Source organism: Acinetobacter seifertii, assembly GCF_000368065.1.
Classification (GTDB): Bacteria; Pseudomonadota; Gammaproteobacteria; order Pseudomonadales; family Moraxellaceae; genus Acinetobacter; species Acinetobacter seifertii.
On sequence record NZ_KB851204.1, the window covers coordinates 152,733 to 170,862 of the forward strand.

The 18,130-nt window shown below is 38.1% G+C and carries 13 protein-coding genes and 4 tRNA genes; 12 read left to right on the forward strand and 5 right to left on the reverse strand.

Annotated elements, in window-relative coordinates:
* The first annotated feature begins 4 nt into the window (after window positions 1–4).
* From F985_RS23295 to F985_RS23310, 4 genes are all read left to right on the forward strand, one after another.
* Window positions 5–81, forward strand: a tRNA-Asp gene (locus F985_RS23295).
* A 21-nt stretch (window positions 82–102) separates the two neighbouring features.
* Window positions 103–178: transfer RNA gene (locus F985_RS23300), tRNA-Val, on the forward strand.
* Window positions 179–219: 41 nt separating this feature from the next.
* Window positions 220–296 (forward strand) — tRNA-Asp (locus tag F985_RS23305).
* A gap of 65 nt (window positions 297–361) precedes the next feature.
* A tRNA-Val gene (locus tag F985_RS23310) sits at window positions 362–437 on the forward strand.
* Window positions 438–673: 236 nt separating this feature from the next.
* Here the strand turns inward: F985_RS23310 and F985_RS23315 are convergent.
* The 4 genes from F985_RS23315 to yccS all read right to left on the reverse strand — a co-directional run bounded on the left by F985_RS23315 (window position 674) and on the right by yccS (window position 7,142).
* Window positions 674–1,459, reverse strand: a complete 786-nt coding sequence (locus F985_RS23315) for a YdcF family protein (RefSeq protein ID WP_004705787.1) — start codon at window positions 1,457–1,459, stop codon at window positions 674–676.
* A gap of 126 nt (window positions 1,460–1,585) precedes the next feature.
* Complete coding sequence (locus F985_RS23320; protein ID WP_004705788.1) at window positions 1,586–4,132, reverse strand: PepSY domain-containing protein; 2,547 nt, start codon at window positions 4,130–4,132, stop codon at window positions 1,586–1,588.
* A 159-nt stretch (window positions 4,133–4,291) separates the two neighbouring features.
* Window positions 4,292–4,867 carry an SdpI family protein gene (locus F985_RS23325; RefSeq protein ID WP_004705789.1) on the reverse strand — a complete coding sequence of 192 codons (576 nt, stop codon included), beginning with the start codon at window positions 4,865–4,867 and terminating at the stop codon, window positions 4,292–4,294.
* A 100-nt stretch (window positions 4,868–4,967) separates the two neighbouring features.
* Window positions 4,968–7,142, reverse strand: coding sequence for a YccS family putative transporter (yccS, locus tag F985_RS23330; protein WP_025469257.1), 2,175 nt, complete (start codon window positions 7,140–7,142; stop codon window positions 4,968–4,970).
* A gap of 127 nt (window positions 7,143–7,269) precedes the next feature.
* Between yccS and F985_RS23335 the strand changes: the two genes are divergently transcribed.
* Entirely contained in the window at window positions 7,270–8,484 is a 1,215-nt protein-coding gene (locus F985_RS23335; protein WP_004705791.1) for a multidrug effflux MFS transporter, read from the forward strand.
* A 24-nt stretch (window positions 8,485–8,508) separates the two neighbouring features.
* Here F985_RS23335 and F985_RS23340 read toward each other — a convergent pair whose 3' ends face one another.
* Window positions 8,509–9,213: a nitroreductase gene (locus tag F985_RS23340; protein ID WP_004705792.1), complete on the reverse strand. Its 705-nt coding sequence runs from the start codon at window positions 9,211–9,213 to the stop codon at window positions 8,509–8,511.
* 508 nt (window positions 9,214–9,721) lie between these two features.
* Here F985_RS23340 and F985_RS23345 point away from each other — a divergent pair.
* The 7 genes from F985_RS23345 to F985_RS23370 all read left to right on the forward strand — a co-directional run bounded on the left by F985_RS23345 (window position 9,722) and on the right by F985_RS23370 (window position 18,121).
* Window positions 9,722–9,925, forward strand: a complete 204-nt coding sequence (locus tag F985_RS23345) for a hypothetical protein (RefSeq protein ID WP_004705793.1) — start codon at window positions 9,722–9,724, stop codon at window positions 9,923–9,925.
* Window positions 9,926–10,108: 183 nt separating this feature from the next.
* On the forward strand, window positions 10,109–10,249 hold the full coding sequence (locus F985_RS25515; RefSeq protein ID WP_077162500.1) for a hypothetical protein: 141 nt from the start codon (window positions 10,109–10,111) through the stop codon (window positions 10,247–10,249).
* Between the two features lie 99 nt (window positions 10,250–10,348).
* Window positions 10,349–11,824 carry an alanine/glycine:cation symporter family protein gene (locus F985_RS23350; RefSeq protein ID WP_004705795.1) on the forward strand — a complete coding sequence of 492 codons (1,476 nt, stop codon included), beginning with the start codon at window positions 10,349–10,351 and terminating at the stop codon, window positions 11,822–11,824.
* 166 nt (window positions 11,825–11,990) lie between these two features.
* Window positions 11,991–12,962: a patatin-like phospholipase family protein gene (locus F985_RS23355; protein ID WP_025469258.1), complete on the forward strand. Its 972-nt coding sequence runs from the start codon at window positions 11,991–11,993 to the stop codon at window positions 12,960–12,962.
* Window positions 12,963–13,158: 196 nt separating this feature from the next.
* Window positions 13,159–14,394, forward strand: a complete 1,236-nt coding sequence (locus tag F985_RS23360) for a threonine ammonia-lyase (protein ID WP_004705797.1) — start codon at window positions 13,159–13,161, stop codon at window positions 14,392–14,394.
* 235 nt (window positions 14,395–14,629) lie between these two features.
* The gene (gene sbmA / locus F985_RS23365) at window positions 14,630–15,823 is read left to right on the forward strand and encodes a peptide antibiotic transporter SbmA (protein WP_025469259.1); all 1,194 of its coding nucleotides are present in this window, start codon (window positions 14,630–14,632) and stop codon (window positions 15,821–15,823) included.
* Window positions 15,824–16,072: 249 nt separating this feature from the next.
* Window positions 16,073–18,121, forward strand: coding sequence for a M13 family metallopeptidase (locus F985_RS23370; RefSeq protein ID WP_004705799.1), 2,049 nt, complete (start codon window positions 16,073–16,075; stop codon window positions 18,119–18,121).
* Window positions 18,122–18,130 lie beyond the last annotated feature (9 nt).

Below are 18,130 nucleotides of genomic sequence, written 5' to 3' on the forward strand. Positions count from 1 at the left end.
AAGTGCAGCGGTAGTTCAGTTGGTTAGAATACCGGCCTGTCACGCCGGGGGTCGCGGGTTCGAGCCCCGTCCGCTGCGCCACTTTTATAAAACGCTTTTGCAGGGCGCTTAGCTCAGTTGGTAGAGCGTCTGCCTTACAAGCAGAATGTCGGCGGTTCGATCCCGTCAGCGCCCACCATAATTTGTGACCATACTTTATTTATTTAAAGTATTGCAAGTGCAGCGGTAGTTCAGTTGGTTAGAATACCGGCCTGTCACGCCGGGGGTCGCGGGTTCGAGCCCCGTCCGCTGCGCCATTCTCTTGATTACCTGATCTAGAGGATGTAATCTAAAAAGGCTACATTGGTTGTCTTTTTAATCAGGGCGCTTAGCTCAGTTGGTAGAGCGTCTGCCTTACAAGCAGAATGTCGGCGGTTCGATCCCGTCAGCGCCCACCATAATTTTTTAAGTTTTAAAAAAATATGCACTAATTTATTTAGTTTTTTTGGCGTTTCTGCTATTCCTATTTCTTATCTATCTATCTATCTATTTTATCTCTTCTATTGTTAGTCAAAACCTATCCTTTCTATACTTAATTTTTTAAGTTCAGATTTAATTACTTTAAATTATGATTACTATCTGGTTTAACTAAAGCTGCTATGCCGTAAAGCAATAGCAGCTTTCTGAATCAAGATTAATACTCGTTTAGAATCCAGCCGCTCGCATACGCAAAGTATTCACGTAGCCAAGCGTTATAGCGTGTGACCAAAGGCGTTTCAGCAGCAACTGTATAAACCTGTGTATAGCCTTGTTTCTTTGCAATAGCTGCAGCTCGTGGGGTATGGAAGTCACTTGTAACAATCGCAATTGGTTGATCAATACTAATATGAGCTTGCTCAAGTAGTGGTTTACTGTTTCTAAGGTTAAGCTCAGTACTTGTACTTTTGTCTTCAAGAATCATTCGTTCTTTTGTTATATGAAAACGTTGTTCCAAGTAGCGAGACATGACTGATGCTTCGGTTTCTTTTTCTGAAAAATCTAAACCACCTGTTAAAACAACTTTTGCTTGAGGTTGTGAAAGGGCAACAGGGGCTGCTGTATCGAGGCGTTTTGCAAGTATGGCAGAAGGCTGTCCATTTTCGACACCACTTCCTAAAACAATAATTGCTTTCACCGCTGGAATGTTTTGGCCTGTATCTTTATTATTTTTAATAAAATTAAAAAAATAGCCTAAGCCAATGAGCCAGATCCAGAAGCATAACCACCCAAAACGCCAAACTGAATGCAGGCGATAGTGGTAAAAGAAAAAACGTTCCAGATGATAATAAAATAATGCATAGAGGCAAAAAAATGCCCCTAAGACTAAAGGAACAATGGTGCCTACATGAATTTTATTTAGAAAAGCTAGAAATAAGCCGTTTAAAAATAAAATCGAACCAATGATGGCTAAGAAAATTCGAATCCACTTACTGACTTGCATTGTGTTTAAAGCTGCAATTTAAATTGCAGACAGTGTATGCAAAATCATTCTGAATTCAATGCTGATTGCAATAAAAAGCCGAGTAAAGCATTTTAGCTATTACTCGGCTTTATTATTTATCAATATTTAATAAACATCGCGACGATAACGACCTTGTTGTCTTAGCTCATCGACTTTTTCTTCACCTAAAATATCAATGAGTGCTTGATCGACTCCGCTAGCCATTCCTTCAATACTTCCACAAACATAAAGAACTGCGCCGCGTTCAATCCAGTTGGCCAATTCTTCTGCATTTTGTCTTATTAAGTCTTGAACGTACATACGTTGTTCTTGATCACGTGAAAAGGCTAAATCAAGTCGTTTTAACATTCCCATTGTTTGCCAAGCTTCAATGGTTGATGCATAGAAGAAATCATGAGCACGTTGGCGTTCACCAAAAATAAGCCAGTTGTCTGTATAGTTATGACGAGTTCGAGCATGAAGCAAACTCATTAAACCTGCAATTCCTGTTCCATTCCCCATACAAATAATTGGACGATTATCATCAATTAAATGGAAAGATTCATTGGTACGAATACGCAGTGCAATACTCTGATTAATTTCTGTGTGTCGAGTTAGCCAGCCAGATCCTAAGCCTAAATCGCCAGATTCATCGGACTGCTGGCGAACAACTAAACGAAGGACTTGTTGAGAAGGAATGCTCGCAATCGAGTACTCTCGAGTTGGTAGAGTAGGGAGCTGTTCTAATAAATGCTCCAGATTAGCAAATGGTTCAATTTCGCTGGTTAAGTCTTTATTCCAAAGTGCTTTCTCAATAGAGATTTGTAGTGAGTCTACAAGTGCATTTTTAAGTACATGATGCTCCTGTAAGAATGCATTAATACGTTCAGGACTATTTCCCGGTTGTATTTCAGCAATATCTCCTGCTTGCCATACAGCTTCATGTTTGGCAGTCAGCTCAATATTATAAGCAGGTTGACCTAGACTATTAGGGTTGAGTAAGTCACGTTGCTGTAATGTCCAACTATCAAATACTTTTTCAAGATTAACAGCATGCAAATCTAGTTTAGTTGCTTTTACAAGAGCCTGATTCCAGTTTTGAATATGTGTTGGATTTGCATTATCTACTTCAATCGTCTCAAAATAGGCTTTTGCTCCATTATTTTTAAGCCATATAGCTACTGTGTGACCAAAACTACAATAAGTGTCGGGGTATTCTTTAGAACCTAAAGCTAAAACGGCATAGTTAAGATGTTGAAGTTCTAATTTTGTTTTTAATAGCTTTTTAGCAAAACTAGAAGCTAAGTCTGGTGCTTCTCCAGTACCATAAGTACTAATCACAAAAAGAATCTGTTCATACTGTTGTAAATCAGCTTCAGTTAACTCTTGTATAGATTTAACCTGCACAGGTTGATGTGCTTCTTGTAAGCTGGTTGCGGTACTCCACGCGAGTTGTTCTGCGACACCAGTTTGGCTAGCATAAGTAATTAACCAAGGTTTAGCATTTTGGTCGATGTAGTAGCCAGCTAAAGATTGGCGAGCTGCTTGGGTTAGTTTTTTCTGTTTACGGCGCTTTAGATAAAGCATCCATCCAGTAATAAAGAACAAAGGCATTGCTAAAGACGCAAGCATTGCTACAAATTGATAAACTGGCCCAAAGAAGCTGCCACGATGTACAGGTAACATGCTGCTCATGATTTTTTGATTAAGCTTTTTATCTTCATAAAGCTCCATCTTTTCAATATTGGCAGTTTTATAGTTATAGACAGCTTGGTTGCGTGCACGCTCGTGTTGTGGTGTTGCATCTACAAAACTTAATTCAACTTTTCCATCGTCTTTTTTCGGTAGGTTCAGTGTTAGAGTTGAATAGTCGCGTTCGATTTTATTATTAAAACCGCTCCAGGTCTGGTTGAGAGCAGTAATCAGTTGAGCGTTATCTAATTTAGCTTCAGAGGATTTGTCTTTATTGCGTCCAGCTCCACCATGTCCTTGCATTTTTGGTTGTTCTACACCTAATACTTTGAACATACCGCTACGCCACCAGTCATATGACCAATATAAACCTGTACATGCAAAAAGAAGATAAAAAGCAATTACCCATGTGCCTACAACAGCATGTAAATCCCAAATAAAATTTCGACCTTTAAGTTTGGGTTTAACAGCAAGCCATTGACGTGCAGAGTGTTTCTTTGGCCAACGTAAATATAATCCGCTCAAGACAAAATAAATGAGCATGAGGGCACAAGCACCGGTAATTTGTTTACCGAATTCTCCAGCAGTTAAGTTGCGGTGAATTTGTTGTATGAATAAAAGTAACTCACGACCTTTAACATTAGGCAGTACCTGTGCTGTGTAAGGGTTGACCATCATATTATAGCCACGACGTTCACCTTCTTTTTCAATGTTTACAACAGATGAAGCGGTAGGATCTTTGGCTATGGTAATGCTATTAATTTTAATTTCAGGCTGGGTGGTTGCGAAATGTTCATAAAGCTGAGCAGGGGTGAGCTTGGGTGAGCTTTCTGCTTGAACTACATAACTATCTGTATTTACCCATTTTAAAATTTGTTGGTCATAAGAAAAGATCGCGCCTGTAACTCCCATAATTGATAAGATGAGGCCAGCACTAATACCCAGAAACCAATGAATTTGAAATAAAAACTTTTTAAACATGGTCGAAAAATATAAACATGATGGAGATCTTGTAACCAATTATAGCCGAAGATTGAGTAGATAATATGGATTTTCTAGATAATATTAATTTTCATTATCATTTATTTTTCGAATAATAAAAAAGCCTCCGAGGCAGGAGGCTTTTTTATTGAGAAGAAATTAGAGAGTTTTTGGCTCACCTACAGTTTCTTTCAAATGCTTACGAATTGTATTAAAAGAAAAGTTTTTAGTATCCATACGTTTAGGCAAGATATATGCACCTTGTTGTTCTTGGCCTTTAGGGTCTTTCACTTTAAAGTTAACTAAAATGAAGTCAGGAGTGTTGTACCATTCATAGATGTTTTTCCATCCAATCGTTCCAACACCTTCTTGTAAGCCCATTTGCTGGCGCATTACGATACCGTGCGGTTGTACACCTAAACGAATGCCCTTGATTTCCTGTACAGGAAACTCATTCATCTTACGCTTAACATACCATTCCAAGCCATATTTACGGCCAAGGTAATAAAGTACTACACCAACAATGGCAACCCAGCAAATCACTGTAGAGTAGTTCTTAATAAAAATAAGACCTAAAATCGCAAGGGCTAAAATTACGCCCATAATTGCCCAGATTTTTGTGCTGATTTTATTGGTGCTGCGCCAGATAAGAAGCTGTGCATTACGTTGTTCAGCTTCTGTTACCTCGTAAGGAACAGGCTGAAGCGTATAAGCATATAAAGTTTTCGCGGTCATAGTGCAAATAACAAATTGTAAACTGTTTTAAGTTTAGCATTAATTGGCATAAGTCAGGAAAGGATATTATGCCAATTTCATACTAAATTCCGAGTCAATTTTATAATGAAGCAAGTTCGCTGGCATCATTATCTTGATCATGACTTAGTCGTTGTTTCAACATACTAAATCGATTTAAAACACTGAGCATCAGTGATAACTGCTGTAAAATAATGAGTGACTTTTGGTCTTCCTCATCATTTTGGCTTAAACGTTGACGTATTGTTTTAAGCATATTCTGTGCTGTCAAATCAGGCATTTCATCTCTTAATAACGCACCTTGTATATCGTCTAACGCTTGATCTAGAACTTTAAGAACTGCTTGATCTTGAATCTTTTCCCGATGTGCTCCAAGTGCTGCGATATAACTTAAAAATGTATGATTGAGACATAAAAATTCAAATATATCTGACTTGCGGGTAGGGTCAAAGTCCGGCTCTGTCGCTAAAGTTGAAATTAGTGAAGCGACCTCAGCGTCGGTGTTATGGGCGGCACGGCGAACAATACGATAATTGAGTGCATGGTTATGTCCTTCGTGATATTGCTTTACCACTTCCGCTAAATAATTACATTGTGCTTGTAAGGAACGTCGAATGCTGCGGGGTAGGCGACGGAATTTCCAGTCAGGCCAAATGAAGGTGACACCGAACCACGCTAAAGCACATCCAATTAAGGTATCTACAAATCTAGGAATAGCCGCAGCGACTGCTGAGCCATCTAAGTTAAAGTTAATTAATGCCAAAATTGTGATGAAAGCGGTTGCTTGGGCGTATTGCTTACTGCGTAACTCGAAAAATAGTACGCCGCTTAAGACCAGCATAACTAATTGTCCTTCGACAGAAGGTACAAGGAATACCACGCTAAGGCCGACAATAATTCCGACTAATGTTCCGACTATACGTAAACGTAAGCGACGCTTGGTCGCGTTAAAGTTAGGTTGGCTAACAAATAACGCAGTCAACATAATCCAGTAACCATATTCGATTCGAGTAGTTTGAATAAATACGTATCCAATGAAAAGAACAATCGATACTCGAATGGCATGACGGAACAGTACAGATTCGGGTGTTATGTTTTGTTTGATTCGAACAACAATATCATTCCAACCTTTTAAATCATCATCTTTGAGTTGATTCTCAGCCTGCTTCACTTTGTCAGACTGAATATGTTGTTCCGTTTCTAAGTTCAGTAGTTGTGAGTCAATCGACTTTAAATTTCGGTATAAGGCAAAAAGTGCGTTGACCCAGAGTAAGTCATATTGTTGATCATTTCTTAGTTTTACTAAAGATAAGCGCAAGTTCTCAAAACTCTGCTTAAAGCGTTTGTTATGAATATATGGTTTACGTTGTAAAATACATTCATTTAATTCTTGGCAAGCTTTACCCTGAATCGCCAAAATACGCTGAAATCTAAATAAAATATCACTGTGCTCAAAAATCTTTGCTAACTTTTGATAGTCGATATGGGCAGAGTCCGCTCGTTCATGAATGTCTTGTGCGACAAAGTAATAATGTAGGCTACGACGAGTATCTTTTTGTCCACGGTCACCCTTTAAACGGGTTAAAAGGGCAGTTTTGAGATCATTAAAAATTGTTATCAATTTGCCATTTTCTAATGATAGATCAATCATGCTCTGCTGATAACTCGCAGGAGTCATATCAACATCAAACAAATTAGACTTGGCAAATAGAAAATCACCTAGTGAGCCATAAGAGGCTGCCAGTTTGTCTTGAAGCTGTCGCACTGGAAACAATAAAAAGCTAATTGTTGCAATAAGACCGTACCAAGCTGCACCTACGACCAAAAGCGCTGGCTGTATATACCACTGGTCAAATAAATGGACTCCTAGCATGGTATAAACCGAAACAACCAGACATCCATAAGAAATTGTTGCGTAGCGACGACCTAATGAGCCAAGTAAAATCCAGCCAATACAAGAGGCGATCAGTCCTAATGCAAAAAGCATTGGATAAGGGAAAAGTAATTGTACGGAAGCTGCGGTAATGAAGAAACCAATATAGGTATAAATTAAATTCATGATACGCACTGAAAAGCGATCATCAATATCGCTTAAACCAGCTGCGACCACACCTAATGTGAGAGGAATAGTTGCTAGTTGATGGCCTAGAAAATAAGGCACGAACGCAGTTCCTGAAAAGGCAATCAGCATCCGCACGTTATACATAAATGATGTGTTATAAGTCGCTCTTTTTAGGCGTTTAAACCAAGATTTCAAATGAAGTCCTTGCTGATCAACCTGAGTGATAAAGGATTTGTGTATTTCTACATCAATGTTGCACAAATCATACGATAGACAGTGTAAGCTTGTCTGTATGCAAATGAGTGAAAAATGAAATATCGTTATGTCTGAACAAACAGCCCAGCGTCAATATTCTATTGGCTGGATTATGTTGCTCGCGTTACTCACGGCTTTAGGGCCTTTATCTATTGATATGTACTTACCTGCGTTGCCTCAAATGGCTCACGACTTTGGGGTAAGTACGCAAATGGTGGCAAACACACTACCAGCTTATTTTTTTGGTCTAGCCATTGGACAGCTGGTGTATGGCCCATTAAGCGACCGTATTGGAAGAAAGAAACCGCTTTATTTTGGTCTCGCACTTTATGCTGTTGCAAGTTTATTGTGCGTGCTTGCTAAAAATGAATGGGGTCTGATTGCAGCGCGTATTTTACAAGCTTTAGGTGGTTGTGTTGGTGTGGTTATGGCTCGCGCCGCTATACGCGATCGGTTAGATGTGCAAGGTTCGGCACAAGCTTTTTCTAGCATGATGATCGTGATGGGTTTAGCACCTATTTTGGCACCCATGATTGGAGCTTGGATTTTAATCTGGTTTCCGTGGCAAGCGATTTTCATTACGCTTTCAATTGTGGGCGCGATATGTTGGCTATGTGTACATTTCTTTTTCAAAGAAACTTTGGCAATTGATAAAAGACTGAAACTATCTTTATATCAAGTGGCTACCTTATATGGTGCTATTTTCAAAGATGCGAGTTTCCGTTTACCTATGTTCGCAGGATGCTTAACAGGTGCAGCGTTATTCTGTTATATCAGTTCTGCTCCAGCTGTTTTTATGGACCAATATGGCCTAAATCAGCAAGAGTTTGCTTATGTATTTGGTCTCAATGCTTTTGGTATTATGCTGATGTCATCGTTAAACAAGCATTTAACAACACGTGTTGAAATTACCAAGCGTTTAAAAGCAGGTTCAATGGTACAAGTAACTGGGGCTAGCATTGTATTAATTGCTGGTTTAATCCCTATGGCACCTTTATGGCTTGTAATGTTAGGACTATTTTTAGCGATTTCAGGAATTGGATTAACAGGACCAAATGCTATGGCACTTGCAATGTCTAAGCAAGGTGCTCGTGCTGGAACAGCAAGTGCAATTATGGGTAGTATGCAATTTGCTTGTGGATTATTAGGTGGCTTGCTTCTTAACTTTCTTGTTTGGTCTGCATCACTCAATATGGGAATAATGATGGTGCTATTTACTTTAAGTGGCTTCATTGTTGTTTTAAAAGCGACGCAGCAGGCAAAAAGCAAACCTCTCTCATAATTTAAGAGAGGTTTACATAAACTTTTAATCTAGAAAGACTGCAAAATTCTCTACAGGTTCTCTAGGAGTAATAAAAGTATTTACAATATGTGCGGGATCTGCATGACCTAATGCAATCGCACATACTAGATCTTCATCGTCTGCGGCCCCTAAAATATCTAAAACTATCGGGTGGAAATGGTTCCAAGCTGCCTGTGGACATGTATCTAAACCGCGGGCCTTAGCAGCTACCATGACATTCTGGATCATCATTGCGATATCCATTTTTGAACCAATTCCCATCGCTTTATTGACTGTAAAGAAAAGTCCAACTGGTGCATCAAACAGTTTGAAATTACGTAACTGTTGAGCAGCCATTTTTTCTCTTTCTCCCTTTTTAATGTCCAATAGACCGTAGAGTCCCCAACCATTTTCACGGCGACGGTCAATAAAAGGTGAAACCCATTTTTCAGGGTAATAGGCAAAAGTTTCTTTATATTGTTCTGCAAGTTCAGGATTTTTGGAAATCTCTATCTCTGCTGCACAGACACGCTCTACCATTTCATCACGTTTTTGCCCCGTCACAACATAGACTTTCCACGGTTGAGTATTCGTTCCGGAAGGAGCGCGACTTGCGACTGTTAAAATGTCTTTAATGATTTGCTGTGGTACTGGAGTGTCTAAAAAGGCACGTACAGAATGTCGAGAGGTGATAGCCTCGTCAACAAGATGGACTTGTTCCAAACTCATGATTACTCCTGATCTTATTCTCTAAAATCCAATACGTTTTGATGCTTCATTTCACATCTTGAAGTTGCTGCATTTATAAGCAAAAAATATTAGAAAAGAGATATCCTTATATGTATGATGATGCGATTCGTTTAGACATAATGGCTGATTAATTATAATTCGAATATGCCACTTTTGACTTAAATGCACAAAATAGTGCGAGTTTGTCGATTATAAAAAACAAAGATTAAGCTTGGGTGAGCGAAAAATATTCAATTAGAAAAAAGGTAGAATATGTTTAAAAACAGTACAAAACGGATGACTTTATATAAAAAATAACCAATTTTCATATAAAGTTTTAATGAAAAACATACACAAAAGTTTAAATTTCTGCATAATACCGACTTTTTTACGCAGGTATGATTTCTCCATACTCACGTTAGGAAAAGTAGTGGCTGCATAATAAATACTTTTACAAAAAGATTTTTATGCAGAAGTGGAGAAATACACGAGGTATAAGGAGCTTTACATGAGTTTACCGCTCATCAACAAGCAGTTCATGAAACAAGGATTGGCGATTACCATTGCGACCATGAAAATGAACTTAACTCACGCAACGACTAGGCTAAAAAAAATACAACAGCTTGGTACGCATCTCAACGCACGCTTCTTGAGTAGCAAGGATCGGGGCGCAGATAGTCGCGTTATAGCGCTGGCTTGTTACAGTCTTTGAAATTTATATGCAGTTTAGACATTCGCTCAAAAGTATATGTAAATATGCTTATGGCTTAAATCCAGATTTTTTATAACTCGATTAATTGATGTGAATCATTAAGCGAGCTGATTTAGCGGTGGTCATTTGTTAGTTTCCAAGTTTGTAGCCGAGTCGATGCATGCTGTTCATCCCAATGGGACTATGTTCAGTAATGCGATGAATTCATTTTATTTGAAGAGTGCTTTCTCTCATGCAACCTTCAAAGGCTTAGTGCTGGGCATCATGTTGCTTAAACTTGTGACGATAATTGCTATTCAATTGACATTAAAAGTTTTTTCTTAAATGTACTGAAAAAGTCCCAATTTTGAGGGGCTTTTTTGTTTATTGCAGTATTTTGGCTTGTGCTAATAGCGCATTAGCAAGAACGTAAGCGGACCGAGTATGAATGAACAACTCAATGCGACATTGATGTCGTGGGTAAAATTTTTTAATGACCCTTTATGGGATTTCCTAGTTATTTTCTTGCTGGCTGTCGGTATTTTTTATACGGTCTTAACTGGAGCAGTGCAAATTCGCATGTTCTTGCAAAGTATTCGTGTTATGAAAAGCAGTCGTACTGAAGGCGAAGACGAACATGGTCTTACACCTTTTCAGGCATTTGTAACAGGTCTTGCGAGCCGTGTTGGGGTAGGTAACATTGCTGGTGTAGCAATCGCGATCGCAATTGGTGGTCCTGGTGCAGTGTTCTGGATGTGGGTAACAGCTGTTCTTGGTATGAGCTCGGCTTTTATTGAGTCTACACTTGCTCAGTTATTTAAAGTTCGAGATAGCAAGAGCAAGCAGTTCCGTGGTGGACCGGCTTACTATATTACTCAAGGTTTACGTAGTAAAACCTTCGGTGTAGTTTTCGCACTGGCATTAATCTTTACTTACGGTTTTGTATTTAACTCAGTTCAAATCAATGCAATTGCTAATGCATCTTCACATGCATGGGGTTGGGACAAGGCCAATCTTATTGCTCATTTAGGTGGTGTTGATTTAGAAATCTCTTGGGTTGGTATTGCGCTTGTCGTTATGGTTGCATTGGCAATTTTTGGTGGTATCAAACGTATCGCTAAATTTGCAGAAATGTTCGTACCTTTAAAAGCAGGTCTTTACCTATCTGTTGCGCTATATATTGCATTAAGCAACTATGCAATTTTGCCTGATATTTTAAAGCTGATTGTGACTGAAGCTTTCCATTTTAAGTCTGCGGCAGGTGGCTTCTTTGGTGCTGCCGTATCAATGGCAATGATGCAAGGTATTAAGCGTGGTTTGTTCTCAAACGAAGCTGGTATGGGTTCTGCGCCAAATGCTGCTGCTGCGTCTGATGTAAAACATCCTGTAAACCAAGGCTTAGTACAAATGCTTGGTGTGTTTGTAGATACTTTCATTGTATGTACAAGTACTGCAATTATCATTTTGGTTTCTGGTGTTTACCATGATGCGGGCTTCGTTGGTGTTGAATTAACTCAACGTGCTTTAGAAACTCAAGTTGGGCATTGGGGATCGGACTTCCTTGCAGTTCTATTATTCTTGTTCTGTTATTCAGCTGTACTAGGTAACTATGCCTACGCTGAAGGTAATGTGCAGTTTATTAATAACAATCCGAAAGTCATGTTCATCTTCCGTATTTTTGTATTGGTAATGGTGTATTTCGGTGCAATTGGTAGTGTTCCACTCGTTTGGTCAATGGCTGACTTGTTTATGGGTATCATGGCGACGATTAACTTAATTGCAATTTTACTATTAACACCAGTGGCACGTACTTTGTTGAAAGACTACCGTGAGCAATTAAAACAAGGTATTAAAGAACCAGAGTTTAAAATTAATAAATATCCAGAGCTGAAGAAAAAAGTCGATTCAGATATTTGGTAATTTTCAAAAAAGCCTCTTAGAAATAAGGGGCTTTTTTTATACACCATAAAAACACTTGAGTATAAATTTTAAACATGACAAATTAAATAAATTCAATACAGCTTTTCACAGAACGAGCAACTAAACTTGCAGTTCGAAATTTAACGTCATAGTGCAAAGATGGGTCATGAAACAGCTTAAATTGTGGATTATCGGACTTTCTATGGTGTTGGCTGGCTGCCAGACCACCTCACACTTATCTGCCTTAAAACCACAGACGGCAGAGGCATACTCTCGTTTTGTTGACCAACCCTTTGCAAAAATTAAGAAACAGCAGAAAAAGCCAGTTGTCGCGCTAGTGTTAGGTAGTGGTGGTGCACGTGGATATGCGCACATTGGCGTGATTGAAGTTTTAGAACAGCATGGTATTCGTCCTGATTTTATTGTAGGAACCAGTGCAGGCAGTATTGTTGGGGCAATTTATGCGAGTGGAAAAACACCCGATGAATTGCGTGATACTGCATTGAAAATGAAAGCAGGCGACGTGCGTGATATTAGTATCGGTTTAAAAGGTTTTTTTGAGGGTAAAAAAGTTGAAGACTACGTAAATCAACAAGTAAATAACTTACCACTCGAAAAAATGAAAATACCAATGTACGTGGTTGCAACAGAGCTTAAGCATGGTACCAAAACCGTATTTAATTACGGTAATACTGGTCAAGCTGTAAGAGCCTCTGCATCCATTCCAAGTATGTTTATACCGACTAAAATTGGTAAATCTGAATATGTAGATGGTGGTTTAGTCAGTCCGGTACCTGTTGAAGTTGCACGTGATTTAGGTGCTGATGTTATTATTGCTGTCGATATTTTGGCCCAACCGATTTATACAGAAACTTCGAATGTATGGGGGCTCTTCAACCAGAATATTAATATTATGCAAGGGCGTTTAGCTGCTGAAGAACTTCAATATGCAGATGTCGTGATTCAACCAGATTTAAGAGAAAAAGCACATATTTTTGATGTGAAAGGCCGCGAAGCTACCATGAAAGCAGGTATAGATGCAGCAAATGCAAAACTGTCTGATATTCAGTTTGCAATTGATGAAAAAATAGCTGAACAGAATCTTTCTACCGATGGTTTAAGTGCCCAGTCCAAATAAATCAAAAGCAAGTATATGAAAACTAAATAAAAGCCCTGTTCGGGCTTTTTTGTTGAAAAATAAAAGATTTGTATGTGCTGATAAAAATTTTTGTATAGTGGAGCTATGCTGAAAACTCCTCATGACAGATGTGAGAAATTCATGCTATTTTTCAAAAAAATAATTGATTTGTAACATATTGAGGCCGACTAATTAGATGATTCAGCAACAGGTAAAACAAGAGTTTCCAACATTAGAAGATATACATGCCGCTGCAGAGCGTTTAGATGGTTTAGTGGTTAAAACCCCCTTTGTTTTTTCAGAAACCATTTCTAAAACCCTAGGGGCAGAAATGTGGCTGAAATTTGAAAATCTACAATTTACGGCTTCTTTTAAAGAAAGAGGCGCATTGAATAAACTCTTGAGTTTATCCGAACAAGAAAAGCAACATGGTGTAATCGCTGCTTCAGCAGGTAATCATGCACAAGGGGTTGCTTATCATGCTCAGCGTACAGGCGTAACAGCCACTATTGTCATGCCTAAATCGACGCCTAATGTGAAGGTACAACGAGTACGTGAATACGGCGCACGCGTTATTTTGCATGGTCAAGACTTTTCTGAAGCTGCTGTTGAAATGCACCGTGTCGCTCAAGAAGAATCTTTAACCATTATTCATCCTTTTGACGATGCTGAAATTATTGCTGGTCAGGGAACCATTGCGCTCGAAATGCTTGCAGCTGTTCCTGAACTAGACATTTTAGTAGTACCAATTGGCGGTGGTGGTCTCATTTCTGGTATTGCGATTGCAGCAAAATCGATAAACCCTAAAATTAAGGTCATCGGGGTTCAGTCAGTTGTATACCCAAGCATGGCGAAATTGCTTTGTAACTATCAAATTGCAGTTTCATTAGGTTCAACCGTAGCTGAAGGCATTGCGGTTAAAACTCCGGGTGAGCTGACGACCCAAGTCGCTAAAGAATACGTTGATGACATTGTTGTTGTCACTGAAGACATGATTGAAGAAGCAATTGCGCTGTTACTTAATATTGAGAAAACAGTATGTGAAGGAGCAGGGGCGACAGGTATTGCTGCAATTATGTCTCGACCAGATCTATTTTTAGGTCATAAAGTCGGGGTTGTTTTATCTGGAGGCAATATTGATACACGAGTGATGGTTTCCGTATTACAGCGTCACTTGACGCGTACGGGGCGTATGGTTCGTATTCGTGTCGAATTACCAGATAATCCAGGTGCTTTAGCGCGTTTAACAGCAATTATTGCTGAGCAAGGCGGTAACATTTACGAACTGCGCCATGAACGCTTTGCTGCCACAAGTCGTGCCAAAGAAAGTGCGGTCAGTGTTGATGTCGAGTTAAAAAGTGCTCCAGATCTGGAACCTTTAATTCAGGCTATGCAGCTTGAAGGTTATATTGTTCGTAAAGAAGAGATTTAAACACAGATATCACTATGATATAAAAGCCGTATATGGCTCTTAAGGGAGTCATATACGAAGCAATTTAAATGGATTAAATTGCAAAAAGGATGAATTTACAAAAAAACGATCAAATCCTTCAATGAAATGGGAAAAACTGACAATTCTCTAAACTTTGCCCTTCACAATTTTAAGGTTTAGGTTTTAGTATTCTCTTCATTGCAAATTTGAAGAAATATAGGGATAACAACACTCAATGTTCAAATCATTTTTTCCGTCACCACGGTATTTTTTTATATCGGCGGTTATTTGGATCGCATTAAATATGGTGCTCTGGTACACAGGTGGAAACACATGGGGAACTTTTATCGGCTTTGCTCAAGGCTATCATCAAGCTCAATTACCTGTTGGTGTTAGCCGTTTTTGGTCTCCAACTTTCTTATGGTTTTATGTCTGGTTTTTAGTCTCCACAGCATTGTTTGCTGGTTTTTGGAAAATTGTTTCTAATAATCCTTGGCAAAGATGGTCCATTTGGGGTTCTGCTTTTATTCTGTTTAACATCTGGTTTGGTGTTCAGGTCAGTGTTGCCATTAATGCATGGTATGTACCGTTTTGGGACTTAATTCAGAAAATGCTTTCTAGTGGAGGTGGAGATCTCTCTGCACTATACAGTGAAACTCTAGTTTTTCTTTATATTGCAATGGTCGCTGTAACCTTAGCTGTTATTAATGCTTTTTTTACAAGTCACTATGTATTTCGTTGGCGTACGGCAATGAATGAGTACTACACGGAACATTGGGAAAAGCTTCGCCATATTGAAGGTGCTTCGCAGCGTGTACAAGAAGATACGATGCGTTTCGCGACTATTATGGAGGACCTAGGTGTTGAACTGGTAAAAGCTGTGATGATTTTAATCGCATTTTTACCTATTTTATTTCAGCTCTCTAAACACGTTCCTGTTTTACCAATTGTTGGTGAACTAGAACATTCTCTAGTATGGGCTGCAATTGTATGGGCTGCTTTCGGTACTATTTTATTAATGGTTGTTGGTATTAAATTACCTGGTCTACAATTTAACAATCAAAAAGTAGAAGCAGCTTATCGTAAAGAATTGGTTTATGGTGAAGATCATGCGGAACGTGCAAGACCAGCTACTTTAAAAGAACTATTTAGCAGAGTTCGTAAAAACTACTTCAGACTCTATTTTCATTATGCTTACTTTAACTTGGTCGCAACTTGGTATAAGCAGTTAGACATTTTATATAGTCTAGTTGTTTTATTCCCTGCAATTGCGAGTGGGAAGATGACGTTAGGCTTGATTAACCAAATCGGTGGTGTATTCGATAAGGTCCGTGAATCCTTCCAATACTTAATTAGTTCATGGAAAACGATTATTGAACTGCTTTCAATTTATAAGCGTTTAAGAACATTTGAGGAGACTTTAAATTAAAAAGCAATCATCGTTCTTTAAGATGCCTTGATTCAAGTCAGGGCACCTTTAAAATAATCTGTTATGTATATCTTTTTATTTATAATTTTGATTTATATAATAAAATACATTTTTTGAAATATTATATTTTCACGGTATAAAATTTGCTTCTATATTGATTTTAATTTCGCTATTCGCTTAATTAATAAAAAATAATCATTTTAAGTCATTGTTTTAGATCATTAAATATTTGAATATGAGGTTAAGTCTTTGAAATCTATTTTACTTAAAAGTGCCCTTACGATTGCACTTATGACTTCTGCTAATTTGGTACGTGCGGAATTAGTAACAAATTCTCAAATCAAAAAAATATCAGGTATAGATCAACAATATATTGATTCCTCTATTAATGAAAAGAACGATTTTTATTCACATGTAAATGGTATTTGGTTAAAAAATACTGAAATCCCAGCTGATAAAGCAAGTTGGGGAGCTTTTAATCAGCTCCGTGAGTTATCAATCAGCCAAGTACATGGAATTGTAGAAGAGCTATCTGGTCAAAAGTGGGTGGATGGTAGTTTAGAGCAGAAAATAGCTACTCTATATGCTAGCTTTATGGATGAAAAAAGTATTGAAAAGCAAGGTGTTAGTCCTCTAAAAAAAGAGATAAATCAAATTGATAAATTGAAAAATAAGAATCAAATTGCAATTTTAATGGCACATTTTGCTCGTATTGATGTCAATAGCCCAATCCGTCTAAGCATTGAACAGGATATGAAACAATCTACTGAAATGGTGGCTGGATTGGAGCAAGGTGGTTTGGGTCTACCTGACCGTGATTATTATTTGAAAGATGATAAAAAATTTATTGAAACTCGTGCACAGTATTTAAAGTATATTGAAAAAACTTTAACACTTGTTGGAGACTCGCAAGCAGCACAACATGCTCAGGAAATTTTAAGACTTGAAACTCAGTTGGCAAAAATACAATGGAGTAATGTACAAAATCGTAATCTTGCAAAACGCTACAATAAATACAAAATCAAAGATTTATATAAACTAACACCTGTATTTGATTGGCAAGGTTATCTAACAGCAACTGAATTAAAAGGAAAAATTGATACTATTCAGGTAAATCAGCCAGACTACTTTCAGGGCTTAAATACAATTATTCAAGATACACCCTTAGATATATGGAAAGCTTATTTTAAATTGCATTTGATAAATAATTTTTCTCCATTACTAAATAGCGCTTTTGTAGATAATAAATTTGATTTTTATAACAAGACACTTCGAGATATTACTGAACAAGAAGCGCGTTGGAAGCGTGGTGTACAGCTTGTTGATAAGGTGCTGGGAGATGGTATCGGCAAACTTTATGTTGAAAAATACTTTCCTGCTGAGAAAAAACAACAGATGGAATTATTGGTGCAAAATCTGATTCGTGCTTATGACCAAAGCATTACAGAGTTGGACTGGATGAGTCCTGCAACGAAAATACAAGCTCGTAAAAAGCTTTCTCACATGTCAATAAAAATCGGGTATCCAAAAAAGTGGCGTGATTATTCTGACCTGCACATCGCTAAAAATGATTTAGTTGGGAATATAATTCGCGCAAGTGAGTTTAGATACCAATATGAACTTAATAAATTAGGTAAGCCGGTTGATCGTGATGAATGGTATATGAAACCACAAACGGTGAATGCTTATTACAATCCATCATTGAATGAAATTGTATTTCCAGCAGCGATATTACAACCACCTTTTTTTAATATAAAGGCAGATGATGCAGTGAACTATGGTGGTATAGGTGCTGTGATTGGCCATGAAATTAGTCATAGCTTTGATGATCAGGGTAGTCAGTTTGATGAATTGGGCAATATGAGAAACTGGTGGAATGCTGAAGATCATCAGCATTTTAAAGCTAAAACACAAGCGTTGATTGAACAATATAACCGTTATGAACCGATTGCTGGTTATCATGTTAATGGTGAATTGACATTAGGTGAAAACATTGCAGATAACTCTGGGTTAGCAATTGCCTATAAGGCTTACCAAATTGCACTAGGCGGTAAGCCAGCTCCTGTAATTGATAGACAGACTGGGGAGCAACGTTTTTATATGGGATGGGCTCAAGTTTGGCGTGCGAAAACCCGCGAAGCTCAAGCGATTATCTATTTAAAAACAGATCCTCACTCTCCTGATAAAGTACGTGGCAATGGAGCTTTAATGAATCAAAAACCATTTTATGAGGCTTTTAAAATAAACGAAGATGATCAGATGTATTTACCACCAGAGAAGCGGGTAACTATTTGGTGATTAAGAAAA

What these genes read in the sequence shown, in the direction of transcription:
- F985_RS23315 (WP_004705787.1), bottom strand. Translation starts at nt 1,459, where the DNA reads ATGCAAGTCAGTAAGTGGATTCGAATTTTCTTAGCCATCATTGGTTCG.
- F985_RS23320 (WP_004705788.1), bottom strand. Translation starts at nt 4,132, where the DNA reads ATGTTTAAAAAGTTTTTATTTCAAATTCATTGGTTTCTGGGTATTAGT.
- F985_RS23325 (WP_004705789.1), bottom strand. Translation starts at nt 4,867, where the DNA reads ATGACCGCGAAAACTTTATATGCTTATACGCTTCAGCCTGTTCCTTAC.
- F985_RS23335 (WP_004705791.1), top strand. Translation starts at nt 7,270, where the DNA reads ATGTCTGAACAAACAGCCCAGCGTCAATATTCTATTGGCTGGATTATG.
- F985_RS23340 (WP_004705792.1), bottom strand. Translation starts at nt 9,213, where the DNA reads ATGAGTTTGGAACAAGTCCATCTTGTTGACGAGGCTATCACCTCTCGA.
- F985_RS23345 (WP_004705793.1), top strand. Translation starts at nt 9,722, where the DNA reads ATGAGTTTACCGCTCATCAACAAGCAGTTCATGAAACAAGGATTGGCG.
- F985_RS25515 (WP_077162500.1), top strand. Translation starts at nt 10,109, where the DNA reads ATGTTCAGTAATGCGATGAATTCATTTTATTTGAAGAGTGCTTTCTCT.
- F985_RS23350 (WP_004705795.1), top strand. Translation starts at nt 10,349, where the DNA reads ATGAATGAACAACTCAATGCGACATTGATGTCGTGGGTAAAATTTTTT.
- F985_RS23355 (WP_025469258.1), top strand. Translation starts at nt 11,991, where the DNA reads ATGAAACAGCTTAAATTGTGGATTATCGGACTTTCTATGGTGTTGGCT.
- F985_RS23360 (WP_004705797.1), top strand. Translation starts at nt 13,159, where the DNA reads ATGATTCAGCAACAGGTAAAACAAGAGTTTCCAACATTAGAAGATATA.
- sbmA (WP_025469259.1), top strand. Translation starts at nt 14,630, where the DNA reads ATGTTCAAATCATTTTTTCCGTCACCACGGTATTTTTTTATATCGGCG.